This window comes from Roseomonas sp. CAU 1739 (genome assembly GCF_039839775.1).
GTDB lineage: Bacteria > Pseudomonadota > Alphaproteobacteria > Acetobacterales > Acetobacteraceae > Neoroseomonas.
The window spans coordinates 68688-89967 of the sequence record NZ_JBDOQQ010000017.1 but is presented as its reverse complement, the minus strand read 5'-3'; the positions used below and the strand labels follow the sequence as shown (position 1 = coordinate 89967).

The 21280-nt window shown below is 68.4% G+C and carries 19 protein-coding genes; 7 read left to right on the top strand and 12 right to left on the bottom strand.

Annotated elements, in window-relative coordinates; all coding sequences use genetic code 11:
- Positions 1 to 34: 34 nt before the first annotated feature.
- The 5 genes from AAFN86_RS23335 to AAFN86_RS23315 form a co-directional block, all read right to left on the bottom strand.
- Complete coding sequence (locus AAFN86_RS23335; RefSeq protein ID WP_347545964.1) at positions 35 to 625, bottom strand: acyltransferase; 591 nt, start codon at positions 623 to 625, stop codon at positions 35 to 37.
- A gap of 30 nt (positions 626 to 655) precedes the next feature.
- Entirely contained in the window at positions 656 to 1759 is a 1104-nt protein-coding gene (locus AAFN86_RS23330) for a hypothetical protein (protein ID WP_347545963.1), read from the bottom strand.
- Positions 1756 to 2424, bottom strand: a complete 669-nt coding sequence (locus tag AAFN86_RS23325) for an FkbM family methyltransferase (protein WP_347545962.1) — start codon at positions 2422 to 2424, stop codon at positions 1756 to 1758. The genes AAFN86_RS23330 and AAFN86_RS23325 overlap by 4 nt, the downstream gene beginning before the upstream one ends.
- Positions 2425 to 2608: 184 nt before the next feature.
- On the bottom strand, positions 2609 to 3298 hold the full coding sequence (locus AAFN86_RS23320; protein ID WP_347545961.1) for an FkbM family methyltransferase: 690 nt from the start codon (positions 3296 to 3298) through the stop codon (positions 2609 to 2611).
- Positions 3299 to 3551: 253 nt separating this feature from the next.
- The gene (locus tag AAFN86_RS23315) at positions 3552 to 5054 is read right to left on the bottom strand and encodes a hypothetical protein (protein ID WP_347545960.1); all 1503 of its coding nucleotides are present in this window, start codon (positions 5052 to 5054) and stop codon (positions 3552 to 3554) included.
- Between the two features lie 279 nt (positions 5055 to 5333).
- On the opposite strand from AAFN86_RS23315, the gene AAFN86_RS23310 reads away from it, so the two are divergent.
- The gene (locus AAFN86_RS23310; RefSeq protein WP_347545959.1) at positions 5334 to 7424 is read left to right on the top strand and encodes a hypothetical protein; all 2091 of its coding nucleotides are present in this window, start codon (positions 5334 to 5336) and stop codon (positions 7422 to 7424) included.
- A gap of 201 nt (positions 7425 to 7625) precedes the next feature.
- Here AAFN86_RS23310 and AAFN86_RS23305 read toward each other — a convergent pair whose 3' ends face one another.
- The 3 genes from AAFN86_RS23305 to AAFN86_RS23295 are packed head-to-tail and all read right to left on the bottom strand — an operon-like array spanning position 7626 to position 10331.
- Complete coding sequence (locus tag AAFN86_RS23305) at positions 7626 to 8813, bottom strand: glycosyltransferase (RefSeq protein WP_347545958.1); 1188 nt, start codon at positions 8811 to 8813, stop codon at positions 7626 to 7628.
- On the bottom strand, positions 8813 to 9829 hold the full coding sequence (locus tag AAFN86_RS23300; RefSeq protein ID WP_347545957.1) for a glycosyltransferase: 1017 nt from the start codon (positions 9827 to 9829) through the stop codon (positions 8813 to 8815). The genes AAFN86_RS23305 and AAFN86_RS23300 overlap by 1 nt, the downstream gene beginning before the upstream one ends.
- The gene (locus tag AAFN86_RS23295; protein ID WP_347545956.1) at positions 9816 to 10331 is read right to left on the bottom strand and encodes a hypothetical protein; all 516 of its coding nucleotides are present in this window, start codon (positions 10329 to 10331) and stop codon (positions 9816 to 9818) included. The genes AAFN86_RS23300 and AAFN86_RS23295 overlap by 14 nt, the downstream gene beginning before the upstream one ends.
- A 529-nt stretch (positions 10332 to 10860) precedes the next feature.
- Here AAFN86_RS23295 and AAFN86_RS23290 point away from each other — a divergent pair.
- Positions 10861 to 11712, top strand: coding sequence for a sulfotransferase domain-containing protein (locus AAFN86_RS23290; RefSeq protein WP_347545955.1), 852 nt, complete (start codon positions 10861 to 10863; stop codon positions 11710 to 11712).
- A gap of 40 nt (positions 11713 to 11752) precedes the next feature.
- Here AAFN86_RS23290 and AAFN86_RS23285 read toward each other — a convergent pair whose 3' ends face one another.
- Positions 11753 to 12658, bottom strand: a complete 906-nt coding sequence (locus AAFN86_RS23285; RefSeq protein WP_347545954.1) for an SDR family oxidoreductase — start codon at positions 12656 to 12658, stop codon at positions 11753 to 11755.
- Between the two features lie 117 nt (positions 12659 to 12775).
- On the opposite strand from AAFN86_RS23285, the gene AAFN86_RS23280 reads away from it, so the two are divergent.
- Positions 12776 to 13000 (top strand): hypothetical protein, encoded by a 225-nt coding sequence (locus AAFN86_RS23280; protein WP_347545953.1) that lies wholly within the window; start codon positions 12776 to 12778, stop codon positions 12998 to 13000.
- A gap of 15 nt (positions 13001 to 13015) precedes the next feature.
- Here the strand turns inward: AAFN86_RS23280 and AAFN86_RS23275 are convergent, their stop codons facing one another.
- Positions 13016 to 14392, bottom strand: a complete 1377-nt coding sequence (locus AAFN86_RS23275) for a glycosyltransferase family 4 protein (RefSeq protein WP_347545952.1) — start codon at positions 14390 to 14392, stop codon at positions 13016 to 13018.
- Between the two features lie 12 nt (positions 14393 to 14404).
- Between AAFN86_RS23275 and AAFN86_RS23270 the strand changes: the two genes are divergently transcribed.
- On the top strand, positions 14405 to 15109 hold the full coding sequence (locus AAFN86_RS23270; protein ID WP_347545951.1) for a hypothetical protein: 705 nt from the start codon (positions 14405 to 14407) through the stop codon (positions 15107 to 15109).
- A 215-nt stretch (positions 15110 to 15324) separates the two neighbouring features.
- Here AAFN86_RS23270 and AAFN86_RS23265 read toward each other — a convergent pair whose 3' ends face one another.
- Positions 15325 to 16497 (bottom strand): MFS transporter, encoded by a 1173-nt coding sequence (locus AAFN86_RS23265; protein ID WP_347545949.1) that lies wholly within the window; start codon positions 16495 to 16497, stop codon positions 15325 to 15327.
- A gap of 91 nt (positions 16498 to 16588) precedes the next feature.
- Between AAFN86_RS23265 and AAFN86_RS23260 the strand changes: the two genes are divergently transcribed.
- On the top strand, positions 16589 to 17821 hold the full coding sequence (locus AAFN86_RS23260; protein ID WP_347545947.1) for a type VI secretion system contractile sheath domain-containing protein: 1233 nt from the start codon (positions 16589 to 16591) through the stop codon (positions 17819 to 17821).
- Positions 17822 to 18318: 497 nt separating this feature from the next.
- Here the strand turns inward: AAFN86_RS23260 and AAFN86_RS23255 are convergent, their stop codons facing one another.
- A complete protein-coding gene (locus tag AAFN86_RS23255; protein ID WP_347545945.1) occupies positions 18319 to 19434 on the bottom strand; it encodes a PQQ-dependent sugar dehydrogenase in 1116 nt (371 codons plus the stop codon).
- A gap of 91 nt (positions 19435 to 19525) precedes the next feature.
- On the opposite strand from AAFN86_RS23255, the gene AAFN86_RS23250 reads away from it, so the two are divergent.
- Both AAFN86_RS23250 and AAFN86_RS23245 read left to right on the top strand, forming a co-directional pair.
- Complete coding sequence (locus tag AAFN86_RS23250) at positions 19526 to 20359, top strand: SDR family oxidoreductase (protein WP_347545944.1); 834 nt, start codon at positions 19526 to 19528, stop codon at positions 20357 to 20359.
- 12 nt (positions 20360 to 20371) lie between these two features.
- On the top strand, positions 20372 to 21274 hold the full coding sequence (locus AAFN86_RS23245; protein ID WP_347545943.1) for a LysR family transcriptional regulator: 903 nt from the start codon (positions 20372 to 20374) through the stop codon (positions 21272 to 21274).
- Positions 21275 to 21280: the final 6 nt, after the last annotated feature.

The window sequence follows — 21280 nt, the reverse complement described above, 5'->3', positions numbered from 1 at the left end:
CGCCTGGCCGAGTTTCAGTCGGGCGCGATCTGTTCTACCGTTCCCAGACGATGCCGCTGCGGATCACCTTCGCCGGCACGCCGACGGCCAGGCAGCCGGGCGGGATTTCGCCGCTGACCAGGCCGCGCGCGCCGATCACCGAGCCGTCGCCGACCCGCGCGCCCTTGACCATCTGCACGCCGCGGCCGACCCAGACATGCTCGCCGATCACCACATCCTCCGGCGGGTTGATGCATTCGCCGGTGGCGGCGTCGCGGATCACGTGGTGGTCGGTGGTCATCACGCGGATCTCGCTGCTGAACATGCAGTCGCGTCCGACGTGGATGGTGGGGCCGTCGAAGGCGACGAGTTCGGCGCCGTTGAAGGTGCATTCGGGGCCGATGCGCACCGCACCGCCGCCCGCCGCGCGGATGGTCAGGCCGTTGAAGAAGCAGCGGGGCGCCATATGGATCTGCGAATTCGCCTCGGCGGAGACCACCAGCCGGCCGCGCGGGCCGAAATTCTTCGGCCGGCCGAGCACGATCACGGCGCCGGCGGCGGCTTCGACCAGCCCATCGACGCGTTCGGCGAGGACCGGGTCGATCTCGACGCGGGCCTCCGGATGGAGCCGGAGCGTCAGGGGCATCGCGATGATCCTTCGGTTGCCGGCCCGGCGTCAGGCGGACTGTTCGGCGACGCGGCGCAATTCGCGCAGCATGCGGCGCGCGCGGTCGGTGTAGGTGTGGAAGCGCAGCGCATAGGCGTGCCGACGCGCCGCACCTTCCGCGCCGTCGCGGTCATAGGCGGCAAGGGCCGCGGCATGGGCGCGGCGCAGGCTGTCGATGTCGAAATCGTCGTAGCGCATGACGGGCAGCTGCGCCTGGTGTTCGGCCGGGATCACCGCTTCCAGATGCGAAAGACCATGCGGGACCAGCGGGATCTGGCCGGCCGCCAGAGCGTCGAAGACTCGGTTCGGGATGCAGAAATCCGTGTTCACCACGGCCGAGACCTTGTGGCCGAGCCAGTCGCGGAAGCGGTCCTCATGCGACAGGGACAGGTAGCTGCCGGCCATGTTCGGTCGCCACTGGATGACCTTGCCGTCGGGCATCGCCTGCCCGATCGCATCGATGAAGGCGGTGCGGGCGCGATAGCGCGGGTAGAAGCCGTAGCCGCCATACAGCGCGTCCGATCGCGCCGCGCCGGCGGTTTCGGCGAACAGCTTCGCCATCAGCCCGTCGGACCATTGCCCGCAGCACATCGGGATGACGGCGAGGATGTTCATGTTCGCCGCACGCAGATACTCGTGCTTGTACTGGTGGCCGGGGAAGACGAAGTCGACCATCGCCGCGAGGTCGAGGTTGCGGCGATACATGTGGTGATGGTCGCGGAACTGGATGGCGGAGACGAAGTCCGGATCCCGCGCGGCGCGGGCCAGGGCATCGACCGAGGCCTGGTTCTGGAAGAAGGTGTGGTGGTTGACCAGCAGCAGGTCGCAGCGCGACTGCCCGGCGATGAAGCTGTCGAAGGCGATGATGGTCACCTTGGCGACGCCGAGTTCGCGGGCAATCTGGTCGGCCGGCAGCGCGCCGCCGCACACGACGAGTTCTCCGCGCGCGATGATGCGAGCGAGACGGTCGCGCGACGCCTTCGCGCGCGCTAGCACCTGCGTCATATGCGCATCCGCTGCGACGCCCTGGAGGATGTCGGACAGGCGGGTCTGGTTGGCGTCGATCTCGGCGAAGACGGCAGCCGCGGATTCGAGTTGGGGAACGGGCTTCATGCAGGCTGCTTCAGCGCTTCTTCGATCACATAGACGGAAGAGAAGAGCATATGGCAGCGCAGGCGATAACCCTTGCCGGTCAGCAGTTGGTAGACCTTCGACCTGGCGCAGTTGGCGATGTCGAAGCCATGGTCCTCGACGACGATGACGGCCGGGGCGTGGGTGTCGAAGGGATAGCGGCCGAGCACCGTCATCTCGAATCCTTCGACGTCCATGGAGACGAAGTCCACCTTCTGGTCGGCAGGCAGGTGCCTCAGCAAAAGGGTGTCGATCGGGGCGCAGGGCACATCGACCACCTGGCCCTGGTCGGGGCCGCCGCGGCCCGGCGCGACGCGATTGACCGCGAGGCTGTTATACGCGCCTTCGCCGAACACCTTGAACGGGATCGTGCCTTCCTGGTCGGCGACCGCGGTCCACAGGTTGATGTCCTGCGGGCGCGCCTCGGCGAAGGCGTCCATGGAACCGGGCGTCGCGTCGATGTTGATGCCGCGCCAGCCCATTTCGTGCAGCAGCGCGGTGTTGGAGAAGCGATGCGGGTGGTGCGCGCCGATGTCGATGTAGAAGCCGTTGCGACGATGGCGGAACAGGCGCACGACGATGCGGTCCTCGCCATCCTGCGAGAAGGAGCGCGCGAGGAACTGCGAGACGTCATTCTTCGGAGCCATCGTGGCGCCATCTCCTTGGTGGCAGGCTGGTGGTGGTGTCCGCGCGACCGGTCTTGAAGCGTCATACGGGGGCAGGACGCGTCCGGCCAGTTCGTGGTGGCAAGCAGCCCCGAGATGTTCGCGCGCCTGGGCATCCAGGGATGTCGCGTCGCCGCGGTTTACCGGCGCTCCGTAAGGGTGGCCTCTACCGATTCATGCCAGACGGGCCAAGAATCAGGGAGCCTTCATCTTCGGCAACAAACACGGCATTGCAGAACCACATGCCGCGAAGCTGCTGTCGTTCCACCGGCTGCCGATGATTGCGCCGCACTTCATCAAACAGGTGCAATAAAAGATAGCCGTGATCACCGAAGAACGGAAGATAGCGAGCAAGAGGTATATGCCGATCGTTATCCGGGCTCATGCCGGCTTCCACCTGTATGACGCGAAGTTTCTTGGCAGCGAGCATCGAGCCGAAACCGAGAAGAACGTCGAGGTCGCTGCCTTCGGTGTCAATCTTCAGGAAGTCAATTGTATCGACGCCGCGATCGAGGCAAAAGAGATCACCGGTCGTGACGTCAACTTCGATCGAATTGGTGTTGCTTTCGTCGGTACGAAGCAAACGATTCATCGGATTGGCGGTACGCGCTTGCATGCGCATTGTGGCTTGCCGACGGCCGAGCGCGATCGGCAGAACCGTCGTCCCCTCATCGCCAAGCATGGCCGTCTCGAGAAGGTCGCGGCTGCTCGGCACGGGCTCAAAGCAATAGATACGCGCGTCGGAATAGGCCTTCCTCAGGGCTTGTGCGGACTGACCCTGATTGGCGCCGACATCGAAGATCGTCCGGGGCGCGAAGTCCCGCATACGGCGGGCCATGAACTCGATTGCCTGCATCGATTGAATTGCTCACATTCTGGGTTGTTGAAGCTGCCCTGGCTGCTGCCCCGAGGGTGCGCTCGCCAGACGGCTTGATCGTAACGGTTCGCCCGCGTGTCCCTGCCCTAAGATCAAGCATTCTCAAGGAATATGACCCATTCTCCGGATCACGTCACCACCGGGGGCGGATCCTGGATCAGCGGCAGCCGCAATCCCGCATTCCAATCCTCTCTGATCGCAGGCGCGATTCACTGTGCGATGCGGCGGACGTTCAGCGAAGGTCCAGTTGCCAGCGCGACAGCAGGAAGTTTGCATGTGTCGCCTGTGCGGGCGTGATGCGCCGCGGCATCAGTTGGACCAATGCTCCCGCGCGATCGCGAACCTCGAAGTACGGCGACAGGTCTTCGACGAAGTCGAAATTCGGACCGGAGAGATTGTGGAGAATGATCCCAATTGATGGCGTGCGTCCCGCCTGGTGCCAATGGATGAGCGAGCGGATGCAGCACGCCTTGCGGAACGGCCCGGCGACGATGACGAGTTCCGGGCCACTGTCGGCTTCGTTCCATGACGGCCAAGGCGCATCCGGAAATGCGGACCACCGTGACATTGCGGTGCGTGTTGCCGGCTGCCCGTTGGCGCGAAGCTGTCCGAGTTCAACGTGGATGAACTCGACGCGGCCTGACCTTGTTGCGTCGCTGACGTGCGGGTCCTCAAGCGCTGTGCGAAGCGCAGATTCGCTGGTCTCGACGGCAACAATTGTTCCGCATGCCCCGCTGACTGCTGTCGTGAGAAGCCAGGAAGCCCCGAAAAACAGGGCGCTCGAGGCGGTGGCAACATGACGCTCCAGGAACCTGCCTTCGGATTCCGAGAACCGGGGCGTCGCCTGCGCCGCGCCCGGCGCTTCGATCGATGACGATCCAGTTTGCATCCGCGCGGCGCGTATTTTCTTGATGGGATTTTTGCTGCCTGATGACTGTCCAAGGATGGCGAAACGCACATCCCACTCAAGAGATATCTTCGCTACTGTTCGTGGGCGCACGCCAGCAAAGTTGTATTTCTTCTTGGCCTGTTCGAAGGCCTCGATGAGAGCATGGTCGGTAACGAGCCGACCGATTTCGCGCCGGCCGCCTTTTTGCTCATCGGGTGTGTTGATGGCGGAAATGCAATCGAAAATTGCTGAGGTGAAATTACGTTCGGTTTGGAAAACATTAGCCCACCAATGATCAACGCCCCAACATGTAAGCGTTCCATCATATACGGCCAAAAATTTTTCTAACATGTCTGATCGAAATATCGGCCATGTTACTTCGATATAAGTAACTAATCGAATATCATGATCTCCATCCTTCTTAATCATAAATGGGTTAGAAATCTTACCGGAAGGATCGTGGGAAGGGCTAGATACCCAAAATGAGAAATGATCAGCAATAGAAAATGCTCTTACAATATCAGCATAACTTATCTGCATATCATCATCAGCAATCCATACATAATCATAAGAACTCAAGGAAATTTTATTACTCTTCCAAAGATTCCAAATATTCTGATATTTTCCACCTTTTATGCGGAAACATAAATCTGAAAGATTTTGCAAACTTTGAAATGTAATATCGTCATCATCGTAATACGCGACGATAAGATCAAATTGGCGAAAAGATGTAGTATTTACCCAAGACTTAATGACATTTCTATTTCCTGCGCTTGTGAATATACAGTATTTATTATTCGATTTTTTAATTTTCATTAGCGGCGGTTCTCCGGAGTTGGCGATCACGCGATCTTCGAAGCGGATCGAATTTCGTCTCGTGCGAGGTCTGGCCCGACGGATCGGAACACGCAACGCCGATCTTGTATCTCGCCCCATTTCACTGGACCAAGCCCAACATGGGGCCCGACGTTCCGTAGGATCAACCTGCCCGGCGGAGGTTCGAAGGAGTGCAGGAGGCCTTCAGCGCTTGCTTGCCATCGTGGATGCTAGTGGTGCCTATGTGCCGCAGATGCGGTGTTCGGCCGAATCGGCTGCCGCAATGTGGCTCGGGTAGAAGTCTGCGACATGACCCTCTTCATCCTCGACCCCAATCTCGACCGTGAAAACGGGCACCATCTGGAATGGGACCTGGCCGTCGCCCGCGCCGCGCGCGCGCGTGGCGAACCCGTCGTCATCTTCGCCCATCGCGACTTCCCCGCCGAACAGGCCGAAGGCATCGCCATCCGGCCCTGGTTCACCTTCACCACCTATGCCCGGGCCGCGCAGGACCCGGTCGCCGGCCGCTACGACGATTTCCACCTGTTCAACGAAACCTTGGCCGACGACCTCGCCGCCATCGAACCGGGCACCTTCCGCGCCGGCGACGCCGTGCTCGCGCCCACGCTGAACGAGAACCACCTCCTCGGCTACGCCAGCTGGATGAAGGGATTCGACCCGTCGCGCGCGCCGCTGTTCCTGCTGCACCTGATGTTCGACCCCGGCCTGGCCGACGGCGGCGATGGCGCGCCGGTGGTGCGGGACGCGCTGACCGCGCTGTTCTACCAGCTGGGCCAACGCAGGGCGGCCGAACCCGGGCCGCAGGTCCATCTGTTCGCCACCGGGCAACAGATGTCGCGCGACTTCAGCGCGCTGTTCGCGCAGCCGGTGCCGCCGCATCCCATCCCGGTCGCGCCGCGCCGCACCGCGCCGCGCCCCGATGGCGCGCGCCCGGCCTGCCTGCTGTTCATCGGCGATGCCAAGCCGGACAAGGGGGTGCTGCTGCTGCCAGGCCTGGCGGAGGCGATCGCCGCCGCTCAACCGGACTGGGACGTGCTGTTGCATGTCAATGAGACGACGGCCTGGGGCCCGGCACGCCAGACCTGCGAGGAACTCGCCGCCCTCGCCGCACGTCGCGCCAATGTGACCGTGCAGGGCGGTCGTCTGCCGCGCGATGCCTATCAGCGGCTGATGGAATCGGCGTCGCTGCTGGTCTGCACGCACGAACCGGCGGCCTATGCGCGCAAATCCTCCGGCATCCTGTGGGAGGCGGTGGGCCTTGGCCTGCCCGTGGTGGTGCCGCATGGCACCTGGCTGGAACGCGAGGCCGCCGAATGGGGTGCGGGCGCGGTCGCGGCGCACGACTGGACCATCGCCGGCCTGCACTCCGCCTTCGAGGCCGCGGTGGTGCAGCGCGCCGTGCTGGCCCGCGCCTCGGCCGAGGCGGCGCAGCGCTTTCACGCCGCCAATGGCGCCGGTGGGTTGATCGAGCAGATCTGGGCGCTGTGGCGGCCGAGCCTGCCGGTGCAGGCGCGGCCGCCGGTGCCGGCGCTCGGCGCGCCCGACGCCCCGGCTGTGCGGGCCGCGCCCGAGGCGCCGCGCGCCGCCGTGCAATGGATGGGGCATGCCGCGGAACTGACCTTCGCCTGGCCGCCGGGCGAGGCCTGGCATCTGGACGTCGATACCGGTGCGCAGGTGCTGCCGGAGAATGTCGCGGTCGAGGCCGGCGCCGCGCCGGGGACGGCGCGCATCTTGGTCGCGGCCGAAGGCGGGGACAATCGCGATGGCCAGGTCCGGCTGCGCGTGATGCTGTCGCGGCCGGCGCGGGCCGTCCCGCCTGCGCCTGTGCCGCCCGCGGTCGCGCTTCCGGCGCCGGTACCGCAAGCGGTTGCCGAACCTGCGGCCCCGCCGGTGGAAGCGTTTCGCATCGGCCAGGGCCGCGACGCCGTGGCCGCGACACGCGTGACGCTGGATGAATTGCTGCCGGGTGAGGTGTACCGCCATCTCGACCTGACGCTGCATGGACTGACCCTTGGTGCCGAGGCATGGGCGAGGGTGAAGTTCAAGATCTGCTGCGATCGCGATGCCCGCCATCTGGAATTCCGGCGCATGCATGGCTGGCCCGAGATGTTCGTCGAATGGCCCGGCACTGCCTACGACCAGTATGGCGAGGTGCTGCACATCGCGGCCGACGGCACGCCGGTGGCCGTGGCGGAAGCGCGTGACCGTGCATTGCTCACGGCCCTGGCGCGCTGCCTCAAGGAAGCGGTGCGCTGCCTGTGGGAGCAGAATCCCCTGCACGCCGAGGCGCTGGAAACCTGGCTGGTCGAGGCCGAATTGCACCAGCGCAGCCTGGCCGTCGGATTGCGCGCGGCGACGGCGCAGGCCTCGGCGGGCTGAGCGACGCGGCCGGAGGGATGGCGGCAGCCGGCGCGCAGGCCAGGCGCCGGATCGGAGCGTCTACCCCGAGGGTGGGCCCGCTATCGCCTTGTTGGATTGCGCATTGCCGGTCGTCCGGCGAAGCCAGGCCGGCGCCCGGCGTCTGCGGGCAGGACGCGCATGCCAGGTCCTGCGGATCGGTCCCGATCCGCGGATATGTTGTCACTCGGCGGCCTGCATGGATTCCGTGCGCGCCTGGGTGGCGAGTGCCATCAGCGCCTCGACCTCGGCCGGCTTCAGGGCCGCGACGCGGTCCAGCAGTTCGGCCAGGGTCTGCCTGTGCGGGTCGTGGATCGCCAGCAGCCCGCGCACCCAGCCGCGCGAGCGCTCCCACGGATAGGTCAGCCGCATCTGCTTCGCGCCATACAGCACGTAGTGCATCAGGGGGTTCATGCCCGCCTTCGCGACGTCGCCATTGCGCTCGAGGTAGTGGTCACCGTCGAAGAACGGATTGGGCCGGAAATTCGACCGCACGCCGACATACAGGTAGTGCTCGATCGGTTCGATGTTCGCCGGCAGGCCGTAGGTGGCGCGATACCAGCCTTCCATGAAGATGCCGCTCTCGCGCACCTGGGCAATCTGGCGCGCAACCACGACCGGCGATTCGGCGATGCCCGGGCGGACGCGTTCGACGAAGAATCGCAGGACCTCGGGCGCCTTCGGCCCGGCGGCTTCGGACAGCATCCGGTACCATTCGTGATTGCACAGCGCCTGCTGCTGGCCCGACAGCCCGCCCTGCGAATAGATCGAGACATCGACATCGGCGTGATAGTATTCGCGCCCTTCGGCGAGCATCTGGTGGATGCGCGCATGGTCCGCGGCGATGCGATAGGTGGTGTCGTAGCCCTGCGCGACCAGCATCGTCCGGCGCGTCGCCGAGGATTGGTGGCACGGCATCCCGGCGATGGTGTGGAAGTTGACGTGGCCGGTGGCGACCTGGTGATGGATGAAGGCGAGGTCCGCGGCGCGATGCCATTCCATGGCGCCGTCCGTCAGCCGGTAGAAGTGATGGCCGTAGATGAAGTCGGCCGATTCCGGCGCGTGCCGGAACAGCCTTTCGAGCGCATCCTCGGACGCGAAGCAGTCGCCCGCGTTCATGTAGAGAATGTAGTCGCCGGTCGCGAGGCCGGCCGCCTTGTTCATCGCGTTGTAGGGCCCGCCATCGGGTTCGGAGACCAGCACGTCGATGCTGTCGCGGAAATCCTCGCAGGCGGCGAGCGTTCCGTCGGTGGAGGCGCCATCGACCACCACGAGTTCGAGCGGCATGGTCTGCGACAGGATGGAGTCGAGCGTGCCGCGGATCTCGGCCTCGGCGTTGCGCGTGACGACGGCGACGGAGATGCGCGCCATCACGCCGGCTCCGGCAGCCAGCGCCGCGCCGCGCGGCCGGCCGGTTCCAGCAGCGCCGCCGGCACGTCGCCCCAGTCGCGCACATAGGTATCGAGCCGCGCGAGCCCTTCCTCCCAGCGCGCCTGGCCCATCTCGCAGGACAGGCGGGCGCGGCTGCCTATGTCGCGCGCCCGCGCGGGGGTGAGGTGATGCGCCCAGACCTCGGCGGCGCCCGGTTCATAAAGCAGGCCGTTGACGCCATGAACGATGTATTCGTTCATTGTCGGGTTGTTCTCGGCGACCACCACCTGGCCGCGGGCCATGGCCTCGAGGAAGGAGAAGCCGATCCCCTCGAAACGCCGGGGTGCGACGAAGACGTTGAAGGTGGCGGCGACGCGGTCGAAGGCGGCGCGGTCCTCGAACCAGGTCGAACGGGTCACGTTGTAGCGGATGACATCGGCCGACGGCAGGCTCTCGGGGTTCGGGTAGGTCGGGTCCGGCGCTTCATGCAGGTGCAGGCGCGGCTGCGGCCAGCTGGCGGTCAGCTCCTTGAGGAAATCCCAGGTCAGGTCGCGCCGCCGCCGCCACCAGAAGATGCGCAGGTCGGCATAGTCGGGCAAGGTCATGTCGGGCGCCGGCCAGTATTGCAGCCACAGGCTGGTCAGCCCGAGGCGTCGCACTCGCTCATGCAATGCGCGGCAGAAGCAGACGATGTGCAGATGGTCCTTGAGCGACAGCCAGAAGTCGTCGCCCAGCATCCGGCAGCTGTCGAACATCGGGTAGAAGAACACCGGGCAGCCCGGCCGCAGCGCTGCGAGTTTCTGCGCCGGTCGTTCAAGCTGCCAGACATGGATCTCGTCATAGCCGGCGGCGACCAGCGCCTCGAGGTCGAGCCCGGCGGACTTGTCTTCCCAGCTGTTGTCGAAATGCAGATTGACATCGCGGGTCTTGGCGATGTGGTCGATCATGAAGCGGGAGGACAGCGTCTTGGTGTGGTACCCGTGCCCGAGGAACGCGACCCGCTTACGCATCGCCATCCGCCCTTTGCCTGCAGAAGTAGAGCGCCCGGAACAGCGCCTCCTGCGATTCCTCATCGGCCCTGGTCGCCGATTTCGCCGTTGTGGCCTTGCGCCGCGCGGGCTTGGCGGCGGCCTGGTCGGGCAGCCGCGCGACGGCTTCGGCGCAGGCGGCGCGCAGGCGGGATGCAGGCGTCGCCTGGCCCAGCGGCGGCCAGTCGTCGAGGCTGTCGCGCAACGCCGCAATAAAGGCGCTGCGACGGTCCTGCTGCGGCAACAGGCCGGGCAGGGCGCGCGCCAACTCGCTCAGCCGCAGGATGACGATGTCGGCACCCTCGCCGCGTGGCGCCGCATGGGCATCGTTATTGGGCAGCAGTGCGGGATTGTCGCTCAGGCGCAGGCACAGCAGGGCTTCGGGCGTTGCCTCGACCAGCCGATAGGCCAGGGTCGAGGTCGGGTTGGCGCCGCGCCAGGCGACATCGACCGAATGGCCGGCGCGCCGATGCGAGAGGATGACGGTCATGTGCCGTCAGATCCCCCCGGCGAAGGCGCGCATCGGGGGCCGCGCACGCAGGCCGATCGTGCGACGCGGCATTCGCGTTCCGGCCCGCGCCATCCCGGCAGGACCGCACTGCGACGACACCATTCATCAAGCCCCATAGACTTAGCCTTAAGCATCTATAGGGGGCGATCCTTCGCCATGTCGACACTCAGGGTTGTGACATGTCCGACAGAGAACGAGACCATCGTGCCCCGGCGCCGAGGGCTGGCCAGTATGAGGCTGGAAGCCGCACGAAGCGCCGCTTTTCCAGCCAAGGTCCAGGCCGCCTGTCGAAATTCGGACAGTCATTTTCCGCTCGACTAAGCCCGATCTTCACGCGACCGAGCGCATTGTTTGATGTTTATGCTGAATATTCTGGGTCAATATTTGGAAAATGCGCGCATTCTTTGTCTTCGCTTGACATGGCCGGAGCAACATGGGAGGCGTCAGCGTGTATGAATTGTGTCCCGACAGCGTGGTCGGTGCCTGGAATTCCGCGAGGTCGAGGTCGATGCCAGAAATCCTGAAGCTGCAAACCTTCTCCGGCCAGCCCTACGAGATTGCGTTCGACCCGACGGATCGCGAGGATTCGATCTACACCGTGGCGCTGCACAAGAGCGGCTCGGTGCTGTTCGACAACCTGGTGAAGGCAATCTGCAAGGCGTCCGGCCGCAGCTGCGTCGACATCGAGGTGCAGCTGTTCCGCCAGGGCCTCAATTTCAGCCATTGCGACCACCTGCTGCTGGATTTCTGCGGCCGGCCGGGCTTCGTCTATTCGGGCTTCCGCGGCCTGTGGCAGCTGATGCTGCTGCGGCGCTTCCGCGATTCACGGAAGCTCATGCTGGTGCGTGACCCGCGCGACATCGCCATCTCCTTCTATCACTCCATGGCCAAGAGCCACACGGTGCCCGACGGCGCCGTGCGCGACGTCATCATGGAACAGCGCAACCGCGCCCAGGCGCAGGGTCCGTCGGACTATGTGCTGAGCGGCGGTGTCGATGGCGTGTTCAGCAACTTCAACGCCTTCGCGATGCTCAGCCGCAACAAGGCCGCCGGTGAATGGCGCATCTACCGGTATGAAGACGTGATCTACACCAAGATCGAATGGGCGCGGGACATTGCCCGGCAACTGAATGTCGAGCTGTCCGAGGACGCGATCGCCAAGCTCGTCGCCAAGGAAGACGTGTTCCCCGAGACCGAGGATCCCAGCAAGCACATCCGCCGCGTGCATCCCGGCGGATACCGCGAGGCCCTGACGCCCGAGGCGATCGCCCACATCGAACGCTACTGCGCCAAGGCCATGGCGGTGTTCGGCTATGACATGCACGCCGCCTCGGCAACCGCGGGCGACAAGGTCGCCTGAACGACGGATGGCGCCCTGCGGCGCCATCCGGGGCGGCGGCTCAGGTCTGCGCGCCGCCATTCACCTGCAGCATCTGCCCATTGACGTAGGCGCCACCCGTCGAGACCAGCAGCCGCGCCATGGCGGCGACTTCCACCGGCGTGCCCTGGCGGCCGAGCGGCACCTTCGCCACGGCGGCCGCGCGATAGGCCGTCGTCGCCGCATCCGTGGGTTCCTCATCGGCGGCAATCGGGCCCGGCGAGATCGCGTTCACCGTGATCCCCTTCGGGCCGAATTCCTTGCTCAGCGCCTTGGTCAGTCCCCAGACGCCGTGCTTGGCGACGCTGACCGGTGCGCGACCGCCATAGCCCTGCATGGCGTTCATGCCGGTGAAGTTGACGATGCGCCCCCAGCCGCGCGCCAGCATCCCCGGCAGGCAGGCCCGCGACAGCCAGACCGACGCGTCGAGGTCCACCGCCATCACCCGCTGCCACTCAACTTCGCTCATCTCCAGGAACGGCTTGGCCGGGCGCAGCGCGGCGTTGTTCACCAGCACGTCGACGGTGCCGAAGCGGGCGATCGCCTCGGCGGCGATGCGGGCGCATTCCGCCGCGCTGCCGACATCGCCCATCACCACCATCGCCTCGACGCCGAAGCCGCGCGCGGCGGCCGCGACCGCATCGCAGGCGGCGCGGTCGGAGGATCCGTTCACCACGACGTTGAAGCCGTCCTCCGCCAGGCCGAGTGCGACGGCGCGCCCGATATTGCGCCCCGCCCCGGTGATGAGTGCCGTCTTGCGCTGCACGGTCATGCCGCCTTCCTCCCGATCCGATTGGTCGGTCTGCTTACCGCGATGCGCGCCGGCAGGCGAGGTGCCTGCGGTGGACCGCGCCTCGCGCGGGTCGGTCGCGCCACCTGGTCTCGGCGGTGCCGTATCAGCGTCGCCACGCGACCGGATGAATTCCATCCGAAGGTGATCCATGCGAGGCGCGCCCCCTGGCCAAGCCGGCCGCTTCCCGCCTATGTCCTGCTGCCGTCGGCTGCAGCCGGCACGGCCTCAACCCCGATCCGCGGTGCTGCCCCCATGACCACCCAAGGCCCCGTCACCCTGCGCTGGCGCGCCGCCGGCGCCGCGCCCCAGACCGAGACCTTCTCCGACCTCGATGCCGCGCTCGATGCGGTGGAGGACCGCTGGGAGGAGTTGCAGCACCAGGCGCCGCAAATCCTCGATGCGCGCCGCATCCTGCTGATCACCACGGAACAGTTGCAGGCCGCGATGGTCGAAGGCGAGGAAGACGAGGCCGGCTGAACCGGCCCGTTCGCGTCAAGGCGCCGGCCTGCCCCGGCGCCAGCGATTCAGCGGCGCGCGGATCGCGCGCGGCACCACCGCCCGCCAGACGGCCGCGGCGCCGTCGCGCAGCCGTCGCAGCGGTCCGCGATGCAACAGCGCCTCGATCGCCTCGCCACGCGCCGCGATCGCCTGGCTGCGCGCCGCGACGACCGACAGCTCCGCCCGCAGTGCCTCCAGCATCGGCGCGACGGCGGAGTGTTGCGCGGCCAGGCGGGTGACCTGCTCGCTGAGCGTGGCAACCTGACCCGGCAGGATCTCGGCGGCGGGTGGGGCTGGGGCTGCGCCGCCCACCGCGATGGCCAGCGGTCGCCACGGTGCCTGGAGGTCGAAGCTCGGCACCCAGCCGGCGATGAAGGCCCCCATCGCGGCGGCCGCCTGCGCCGGGTCCACCGTATCGCCGGCGGCAAGCACCTCGGCATGGATCGCCTCGATGCGGTCAAGCAGCGCCTCGAGGTTACGTTCGGCGCGGATGAGCGCTGACGCAGACGCGGCCTCGCCGGCCGACCATTCGGCGATGGCCGCGGCGATCGGGCCGGGCGCGGCGGGGTTGGCCAGGATGCCCGCGCCGAGGTTCCAGGGCAGCCAGGCCTCCGCCCGAGCGCGGGTGAGGAATCCGGCGCAGCCGCGCGCGTCGCAGACGATCACGCCCGCCCCGGCCGCCGCGGCTTCCAGCGCCGCGCGCGCGGTGGCGAACACCAGGTCCGCGGTGGCGAACAGCGCCTCGGGCGCATCGGTCATGCGGCCGGGCCCGCGGCCGAATTCCTCGACCGCGATGCCCGCCGCCGCGCAGGCGTCGCGGATGGCAGGCAGATGCGCGCCCTGCTTGGCCAGCACCACTGCGCGCGTGGGCCGCACGGGCAGCGGGGCGGCGCGCGGCGGGATGCGCGACAGGTCCACCGCGTTCGGCAGCAGGCCGACCGCCTCCGTCGGCACGCCATCGGCCACCAGGCGCGCGCGGCAGCGTTCATCGACTGCGAAGATGCGCCGGATCGCCGGATGCGGCGGCGCGGCGTCGAACGGCGCGGTGGCGTCGTGGCTGACGAAGATGGCCGGCACGCCGGGATGGGCCGCGAGGGCGGCCATCGCCGGGCCGATGTGATGGGCGTGGATGATGTCCGGCCGTCGCGGCAGCGCCGCCGGGTCAGTCACCACCACATGCCCACGCGCTCGCATCTGCATCGCCAGCGGACCGGCCTGCGGCGTGAAGACCATGACGTCGTGCCCGCGCCGACGCAGCCCGTCGGCAAGCTGGCCCGTCACCACCTCGGTGCCGGTGCGCCGGGTGAGCATGATGTTGGTCAGCAGGATGGCGCGCGGGGTGCGGGCTTGGTCCGGTAACGGCTGCGGCATTAGGGTGATGGTATGACACGCCCGTTGCTGATCGTCGCGCATCCTGGCCATGAGCTGCGCCTGTTCGCCTGGATGGAGCGCGAACGGCCGCTGCTGTGCATCCTGACTGACGGATCGGGCAGCATTGCCCCGGCCCGCACGCAGTATTCGGCGGCCCTGGCGAAGGGCTGCGGCGCCGCCCCTGGGCCGGTGTTCGGCGCCATGCCCGACCGTGCCTGGTATGCCGCGATCCTCCACGGCGATGTCGCGCCGTTCATCGCGGCGGCGGATGCGATCGCCGCGGCGGCGACGCCCGGCGCGTCGGTCATCGCGGATCCCGTCGAAGGCTACAACCCGATGCATGACCTGGCGGCCGCGGTGGCCGATGCGGTGGCGGTGCGCATCGGTGGGGCGCGGCTGACCTATCCGCTGATGGCGCCGCGCCGGAGTGGCGAGGTGCTGCGCCTCGATGCCGGGACGCTGGCGCGCAAGCGCGTCGCCATCGCGGCCTATGCCCCACTGGCGGAGGAAGCGGAAGCCCTGCTGCGCGCCGATCCCGCAGCCTTGGCCGAGGAGCATATCCTGCCCGCGCGCTTCGCCTGGCCGGAGGTGTCGGTGCCCGAGTATGAGCGGATCGGCGCCGAGCGTGCCGCCCGGGGCGTCTATGGCCGCACGATCCGCTATGCCGAGCATGTCCGCCCGCTCGCCCTGGCCCTGCGGGAGGCGGTGCCGGCCTGATACCGGCGGCCTGACCTGCGGGACCGAAGGGGGCCTCGCCCCTCTCGAGCTCACCCCACCAAAGGCCGGACGGCCGTTGGAAACCGACACCGGGCCTTCGGCATTTCGGGCAGGCAAGCCACCCCGCCCACCCCGGCGCGGGGCGACCGCCCCAGACCTGCATGCGAGCAGACATGCCTACCCGGTCAGCGACTTCCGCCCGATCGGGACCGGCGCTACCGCGCCGGCGCCATCGCAACCCAGGCTGCCAGCCCCGCCGTAACCGCCGCGGCACCCGCGAACACGGCGCCATATCCCGCCGCATGCAGCACCGCCCCGAAAGCCAGTGCGCCGACGCTCTGCCCCAGGAACAGCGCCATGGCGAAGGCCGAGACGGCGGTTGCCCGCGCATCCGGCAGGGCTTCCGTCGCGCGCGCCTGCAGCACGCCGTGGAACATGTAGAAGGCCATTCCCATTGGCACCTGCAGCGCCGCCACCACCCACCAGGACGGTGCGAAAGCCAGCCCCGCCAATGCCAGCGTCAGCCCCGCACCGCCGGCGGCGACCAGCCCTTGTTCGCCCAGTCGTCCGACCAGCCGCTTCGCCAGCCGCGTATACAGGAACGACCCGAGGCCGAAGCCCGCCACCACCAGCCCGGCCTCACCGGGCGACAAGGCGAAATCCTCGATCAGGAAGGCGCCGGTGAATGGGAAGGCACCGCCGAACAGCGCCGCGCCGTCCAGCGCCGCGGCCGCCATCAGTCGCCGCCCTGCGGGCGCGCGCAGCAGCCGCATGTACTGGCCGAACCCGAAGCCGCGCGCTTGCCCCGTCGCGCCACCGAACATGACGGCGGGGCCCAGCCGGCGCGCCAGCAGCCCGCCCACCACCAGCGCAAGCACGGCCAGCATCAGGAAGGACGCCCGCCAGCCGAAGAACTGCGCCGCCATGCCCGACAGCGGCCCGATCAGCAACTGTGCCATGACCATGCCGGTCAGGAATCGCCCAATCGTCGCCTGGCGGTCTTCATAGGGCACCGCATCGCCGATCCAGGCGATGGCGAGCGGGATCACCGCGCCCGCCACCAGCCCGGTTCCCGTGCGCAGCAGCGTCATCGATGCGAGGTCCCAGGCCAGCACCGAGGCAGCGAGCCCGAGCCCGTAGAGCAGCAGCGCGATCGCCGCCACGCGCACCTTGCCGAAGCGGTCGCCGAGCGGCCCCGTCACCAGCTGCCCGGCCCCGTAGGCCAGTGTGAACCCTGCGACGACCGGCGCCAACGCCGCCACGCCCACGCCGAAATCGGCGGCGAGCAGCGGCAGCAGCGGGTCCATCAGGCGCATACCGCCCCCGGCGGCGAAGCCGGCAGCGGCGAGGAGGGGGAGGAGAGCGAGGTCCGGGCGCAAGCGGCGCATGCATCGGTGCCGCGCGTGGTCGCGTCAAGCCATGGCGGGACAGCCCCCGCGTGCCGCGCTACCCTGCCCCCTGGCCACCGCGGAGGTTCCGATGCCCGAGACGCCCGATGACGCGGAGGACCCGTTCGCGATGGTACTGGCCGCGACCGAGGCGGCACGCCCGACCGTGACCGCTGCCGGCGGTTCGGAAGACCGCGCGCTGGCCAAGGTCGAGGCGATGATCGCGCTGATGCAGGCAGCGATCCGCAACCATCCGCGCTTTGTGGCGCTGGAGGCCGCCTGGCGTTCCCTGCATCGCCTCGTCGAGGCGCAGGAAGGTGCGCCGGCGATCGTAAAGCTGATGCCGCTCACGAAGCGCGAGGTCGTGCGCGACCTGCGCGACGTACAGGACCCGGCCGACAGCGAGTTGTCCCTGCTGCTGTGGGATGAAGGGCTCGGCGCGGAGGAACCCTTCGGCCTGCTGCTGATGGATGCCGATTTCTCCGCCGAGCCAGAGGATGTGCTCGCCCTGCGCGGACTGGCCGCGGCGGGTGCCGGCGCCTTCGTCCCGGTGGTGGCGCATGCCGCGCCGGCGTTGCTCGACCTCGCCAACTGGTCGGATCTGCCGGGCCGCCGCGACTTCGCCCGCGTGCATGAAGGCCCACGCCACATCGCCTGGCGCACGCTGCGCGACAGCGAGGAGGCGCGCTTCCTCACCCTGGTCGGCCCGCGCGTGCTGGCCCGGGGCGGGGAGGGTGCGCCGCGCTGGACCGGTGGCGGCTGGGTGCTTGCCGCCCGCATCGCCGCCGCCTTTCGCCGCGATGGCTGGGCGGCTTCCATCGAAGGCCGGGAGGACGGCACCGAGGCCGGCCTGCCGCCCATGGGCGCCGTGCCAACCGAATGCGATCCCTCGGATGGCCAGGAAATCAGCCTCGCCACGCTCGGCCTGACGCTGCTGGTTCCGCGCGGGGCGGATCGCGCGGCGGTGCTCCTGGCGCCTACGCTGCACAACCCGCCGCGCTTCCACGCCCCGTCAGCGACGGCGGATGCCGCGATGGCCGCCCGCCTGCCCTGGGTGCTGGGCATGGGGCGCTTCCTGCAGGCGCTGGCGCTGCGCGGTGCGCATGAACTGCATCGCGGCCACGGCCCGGCGGCGGCGTCCCGCGCACTGAACGCCTGGCTGCAGGGCCTCTGCGGGGAGGACGGGCCGCTCGCCGAAGCGAGCGCCGAATTGCCGGAGGCGAAGGGGCATCCGGGGGTGCATCTGCTGGCGGCGAAGCTGAGGCTGCGGTTGCCGCAGGGGACGCCGAGTGCGGCGCATCGGGTGATGTTGAACTTGCCGTGAAGGGCGCGGAGAGGGGCGCCGCCCCTCTCCGGACCGCTCCCCGCCAGGGGCCAATGGGCCCCTGGACCGCGGGGCTTTTGCACCTGACGTCAAGGCTGGTCCGGGTGTGGTCGTCCGGCGCCAAGTCGTGGCTCGCGAACGCTCCGCCGAATGCAGCAGCCGGATCAGGATAATCCGAGGCTGGAGCATGCTGCGTTCGCATGCGCTCACGCCACATGCTCCAGCCTATTGTTTTGAGAGCATCTTCACGCGTCCAGATGATTCCATCTAAACGCGATCTGCACTATGTGGATCGGCAGCGGGGCCGATGTCCGGCGTAGCGCCCATCGGTCGCGTTCCACGCCGCCGAACCGCGATGCCCAGCGCCAAACCCCCGCGGTCCAGGGGGCCGCAGCCCCCTGGCGGGGTGGCTTGGAGGGGCAGCGCCCCTCCAATGATCCCTCGTTCACCGCGTTGGGCAGGCCAGGAACGTCGCTCCAATCCCGCAGATCCTCCGATCACGCCGGATCGAGCCGCAGGATCACCCCATCCGGCGCATCCGTCAGCAGGAACAACCGCCCATCTGGCCCCACCACCACCTGCCGGATGCGCGCCTTGCCCCACAGCAACCGCTCCTCGCCCGTCACGCGGTCGCCATCGGTGGTCAGCCGCACCAGCCCCGGTTCGGCCTGTGCCGCGACGAACAGGCTGCGCTGCCAGCCGGGAAAGGCCGCCCCGTCATAGAAGGCGATACCGGATGGGCTGACCGAGGGCACCCAGACATGGATCGGGTCCTCCATTCCCGGTGCGCTGACCTCGCGGGAGATGCGCGGGCCCCAATATTCCCGGCCATGGCTGACCACCGGCCAGCCGTAATTCCCGCCACGGCGGATGACGTTGATCTCGTCCCCGCCGCGCGGGCCGAATTCCGCTTCCCACAGGCTGCCGGTCCAGGGGTTGATGGCCAGGCCCTGCGGGTGGCGATGGCCGTAGGACCAGATCTCCGCTCGCGCATCGGGACGACCGATGAACGGATTGTCCGGCGGCACGCGCCCGTCGCGCATCAGGCGGATGACCTTCCCACCGAGATCGTCGAGCCGTTGCGCGCGGGCGCGCTCGTTGCGCTCCCCGGTCGAGAGATACAGGAAGCCATCCCGGTCGAAGACGATGCGGCAGCCGAAATGCAGCCGGCCGCTCGACTGCGCCGGCGTCGCGTCGAGCAGGCGCCGCAGGCCGGTCAGCCCGTCATGTCCCGGCGACAGCCGCGCGGTGACCAGGCGTGTCAGCGCGCCACCTTCCACCATCGCGGCCTGGCACAGGAACACGTCCCGCGTCCGCGCGAAATCCGGTGCCAGGGCGATGTCGAGCAGCCCGCCCTGGCCGACCGCCTCCACCTGCGGCACGCCGGCGAGCGGCGCCGAGACGCGGCCATCCGGCGTGACGCGGCGCAGCCGGCCCGGTCGCTCGGTCACCAGCATCGAGCCATCCGGCAGGAACACCGCGCCCCAGGGGTGTTCGAGGCCGGTCGCGAAGGTGGTGACGCGGAAGGTCGCGCGTTCGGAGACGACCGGTGCCTCCTGCGCCAGCGCAGGCGTGGCGAGCAGGGCGACGGCGAGGAGGGCGCGGCGAATCATTCCGATCAGGTGGGCCCGGGCCACGGCGCGCGCAACCTTTGCAGGCCCTTCGTCCCGGTGCAGGCTTCGCGACAACAGGAGGAAACGAAGCATGCAGGACAACACGCGTTTCGATGGCCGCGTCGCCATCGTGACCGGCGCCGGATCGCGTGATCCCGGCACCGGGACCACGACCCTCGGCAATGGCCGCGCCATTGCGGCCCTGCTCGCGCGGCGCGGGGCGCGCGTGCTGCTGCTGGATGTGGAACTCGGCTGGCTGAAGGGCACCGGGGACATGATCCACGCCGAAGGGGGCACCAGCGCCTCCGCGGTGTGCGACGTGTCGAAGGATGCCGACTGCAAGGCTGCCGTGGCCGAGGCGTTGCGGCTGTGGGGTCGGGTGGACATCCTGGTGAACAATGTCGGCATCTCCGGCCCGGCCGGCGACGCGACGGTGCTCGACCTCGAAGCCTGGGACCACGGCATGCAGGTCAACGTGAAGTCCATGGTGATGATGGCGCGCCATGCCGTGCCGGAGATGCGCAAGCAGGGTGCGGGCGCGATCGTGAACCTCGCTTCCGTGGCCGGGCTGCAAGGCGGGCATCCCGGGCTGCTGTATGCGACGACCAAGGGCGCGATCGTGCAGATGACGCGGGCGATGGCCGCGCATCATGGCGGCGACCTGATCCGAGTGAACGCGGTGGCACCCGGCTATGTGTACACGCCGATGGTCGCTTCCCGTGGGATGTCCGATGAGCTGCGCCAGCAGCGCGCCACGGCTGGGCTGCTGAAGGTCGAAGGATCGGCCTGGGACGTGGCGGAGGCCGCCTGCTTCCTGGCGTCTCCGGCGGCGCGCTGGATCACCGGGGTGACGCTGCCGGTCGATGCGGGGCGGACGGCCGGGAATGTGGGGGCGACGCCGAAGCCGAGCGGCCTGGTGCGGTAGGGCCAGCCACGCATGCCACCGCCGCCCGACTGGGTGACGCTGCGCCTGTTCCTGACCTGCCTTGATGCGGGCAGCGTGACGCGGGCGGCGGATCGCTGCGGCATCGCGGTCTCGGCGGCGACGCGGCGGCTGCAGTTGCTGGAATCCGATCTCGGCGTAGCGCTGCTGGCGCGCAGTTCGCGCGGTGTACGCGCCACCGCAGCGGGGGAGGCGCTGGCGGTGCATGCGCGCGGGCTGCTCGATCGCCTGTCGCTGCTGGCCGACGACATGCGGGCCTTCGCGGCCGGTGGACGGGGCAGCGTGCGGCTGCACGCCACCGCCTCGGCCATCACCGGCCAGCGCCTCGCGGAATCGCTCGCCGGCTTCGCGCAGCGGCAGCCGGGCATCCGAGTCGAGCTGACCGAAGCGACGGCGCTGACCGTGCTGCGCGCGCTGATCGACGGCCAGGCGGATATCGGCATCGTCTCGCGGTCCGATGCGCTGCCGGAGGGTCTGGTCGCGCATCCCTGGCGAACCGATCGGCTGGTCGTCGCGATGCCGGCGGCGCATCGCTTCGCCGGGCGCGACGCGCTGCGCTACGCCGAGGTGCTGGAGGAGCCGATGATCGGTGTGCTCGCCGGCGGATCGCTGGCGCTGCGGCTGGAGGATGAGGCGGAACGGCTTGGCCGCACGCCGCGCTGGCGATTCCGCGTGCAGGGCACCGATGCGGCGCGGCACCTGATCGCGGCCGGCCACGGCATTGGCGTCATGCCGGAAGGCGTCGTGCTGCCGCACGCGGCAGGCTTCGGACTGCGCGGCGTGACGCTCGCGGAACCCTGGGCGGAACGGCAATTGTCCCTGGTGGTGCGCGATGATGCGGCCCTGCCGCCGCCGGTATGGCTGCTGCGCGACCATCTCGCAGACGATTGCGCCTGAGCAAGC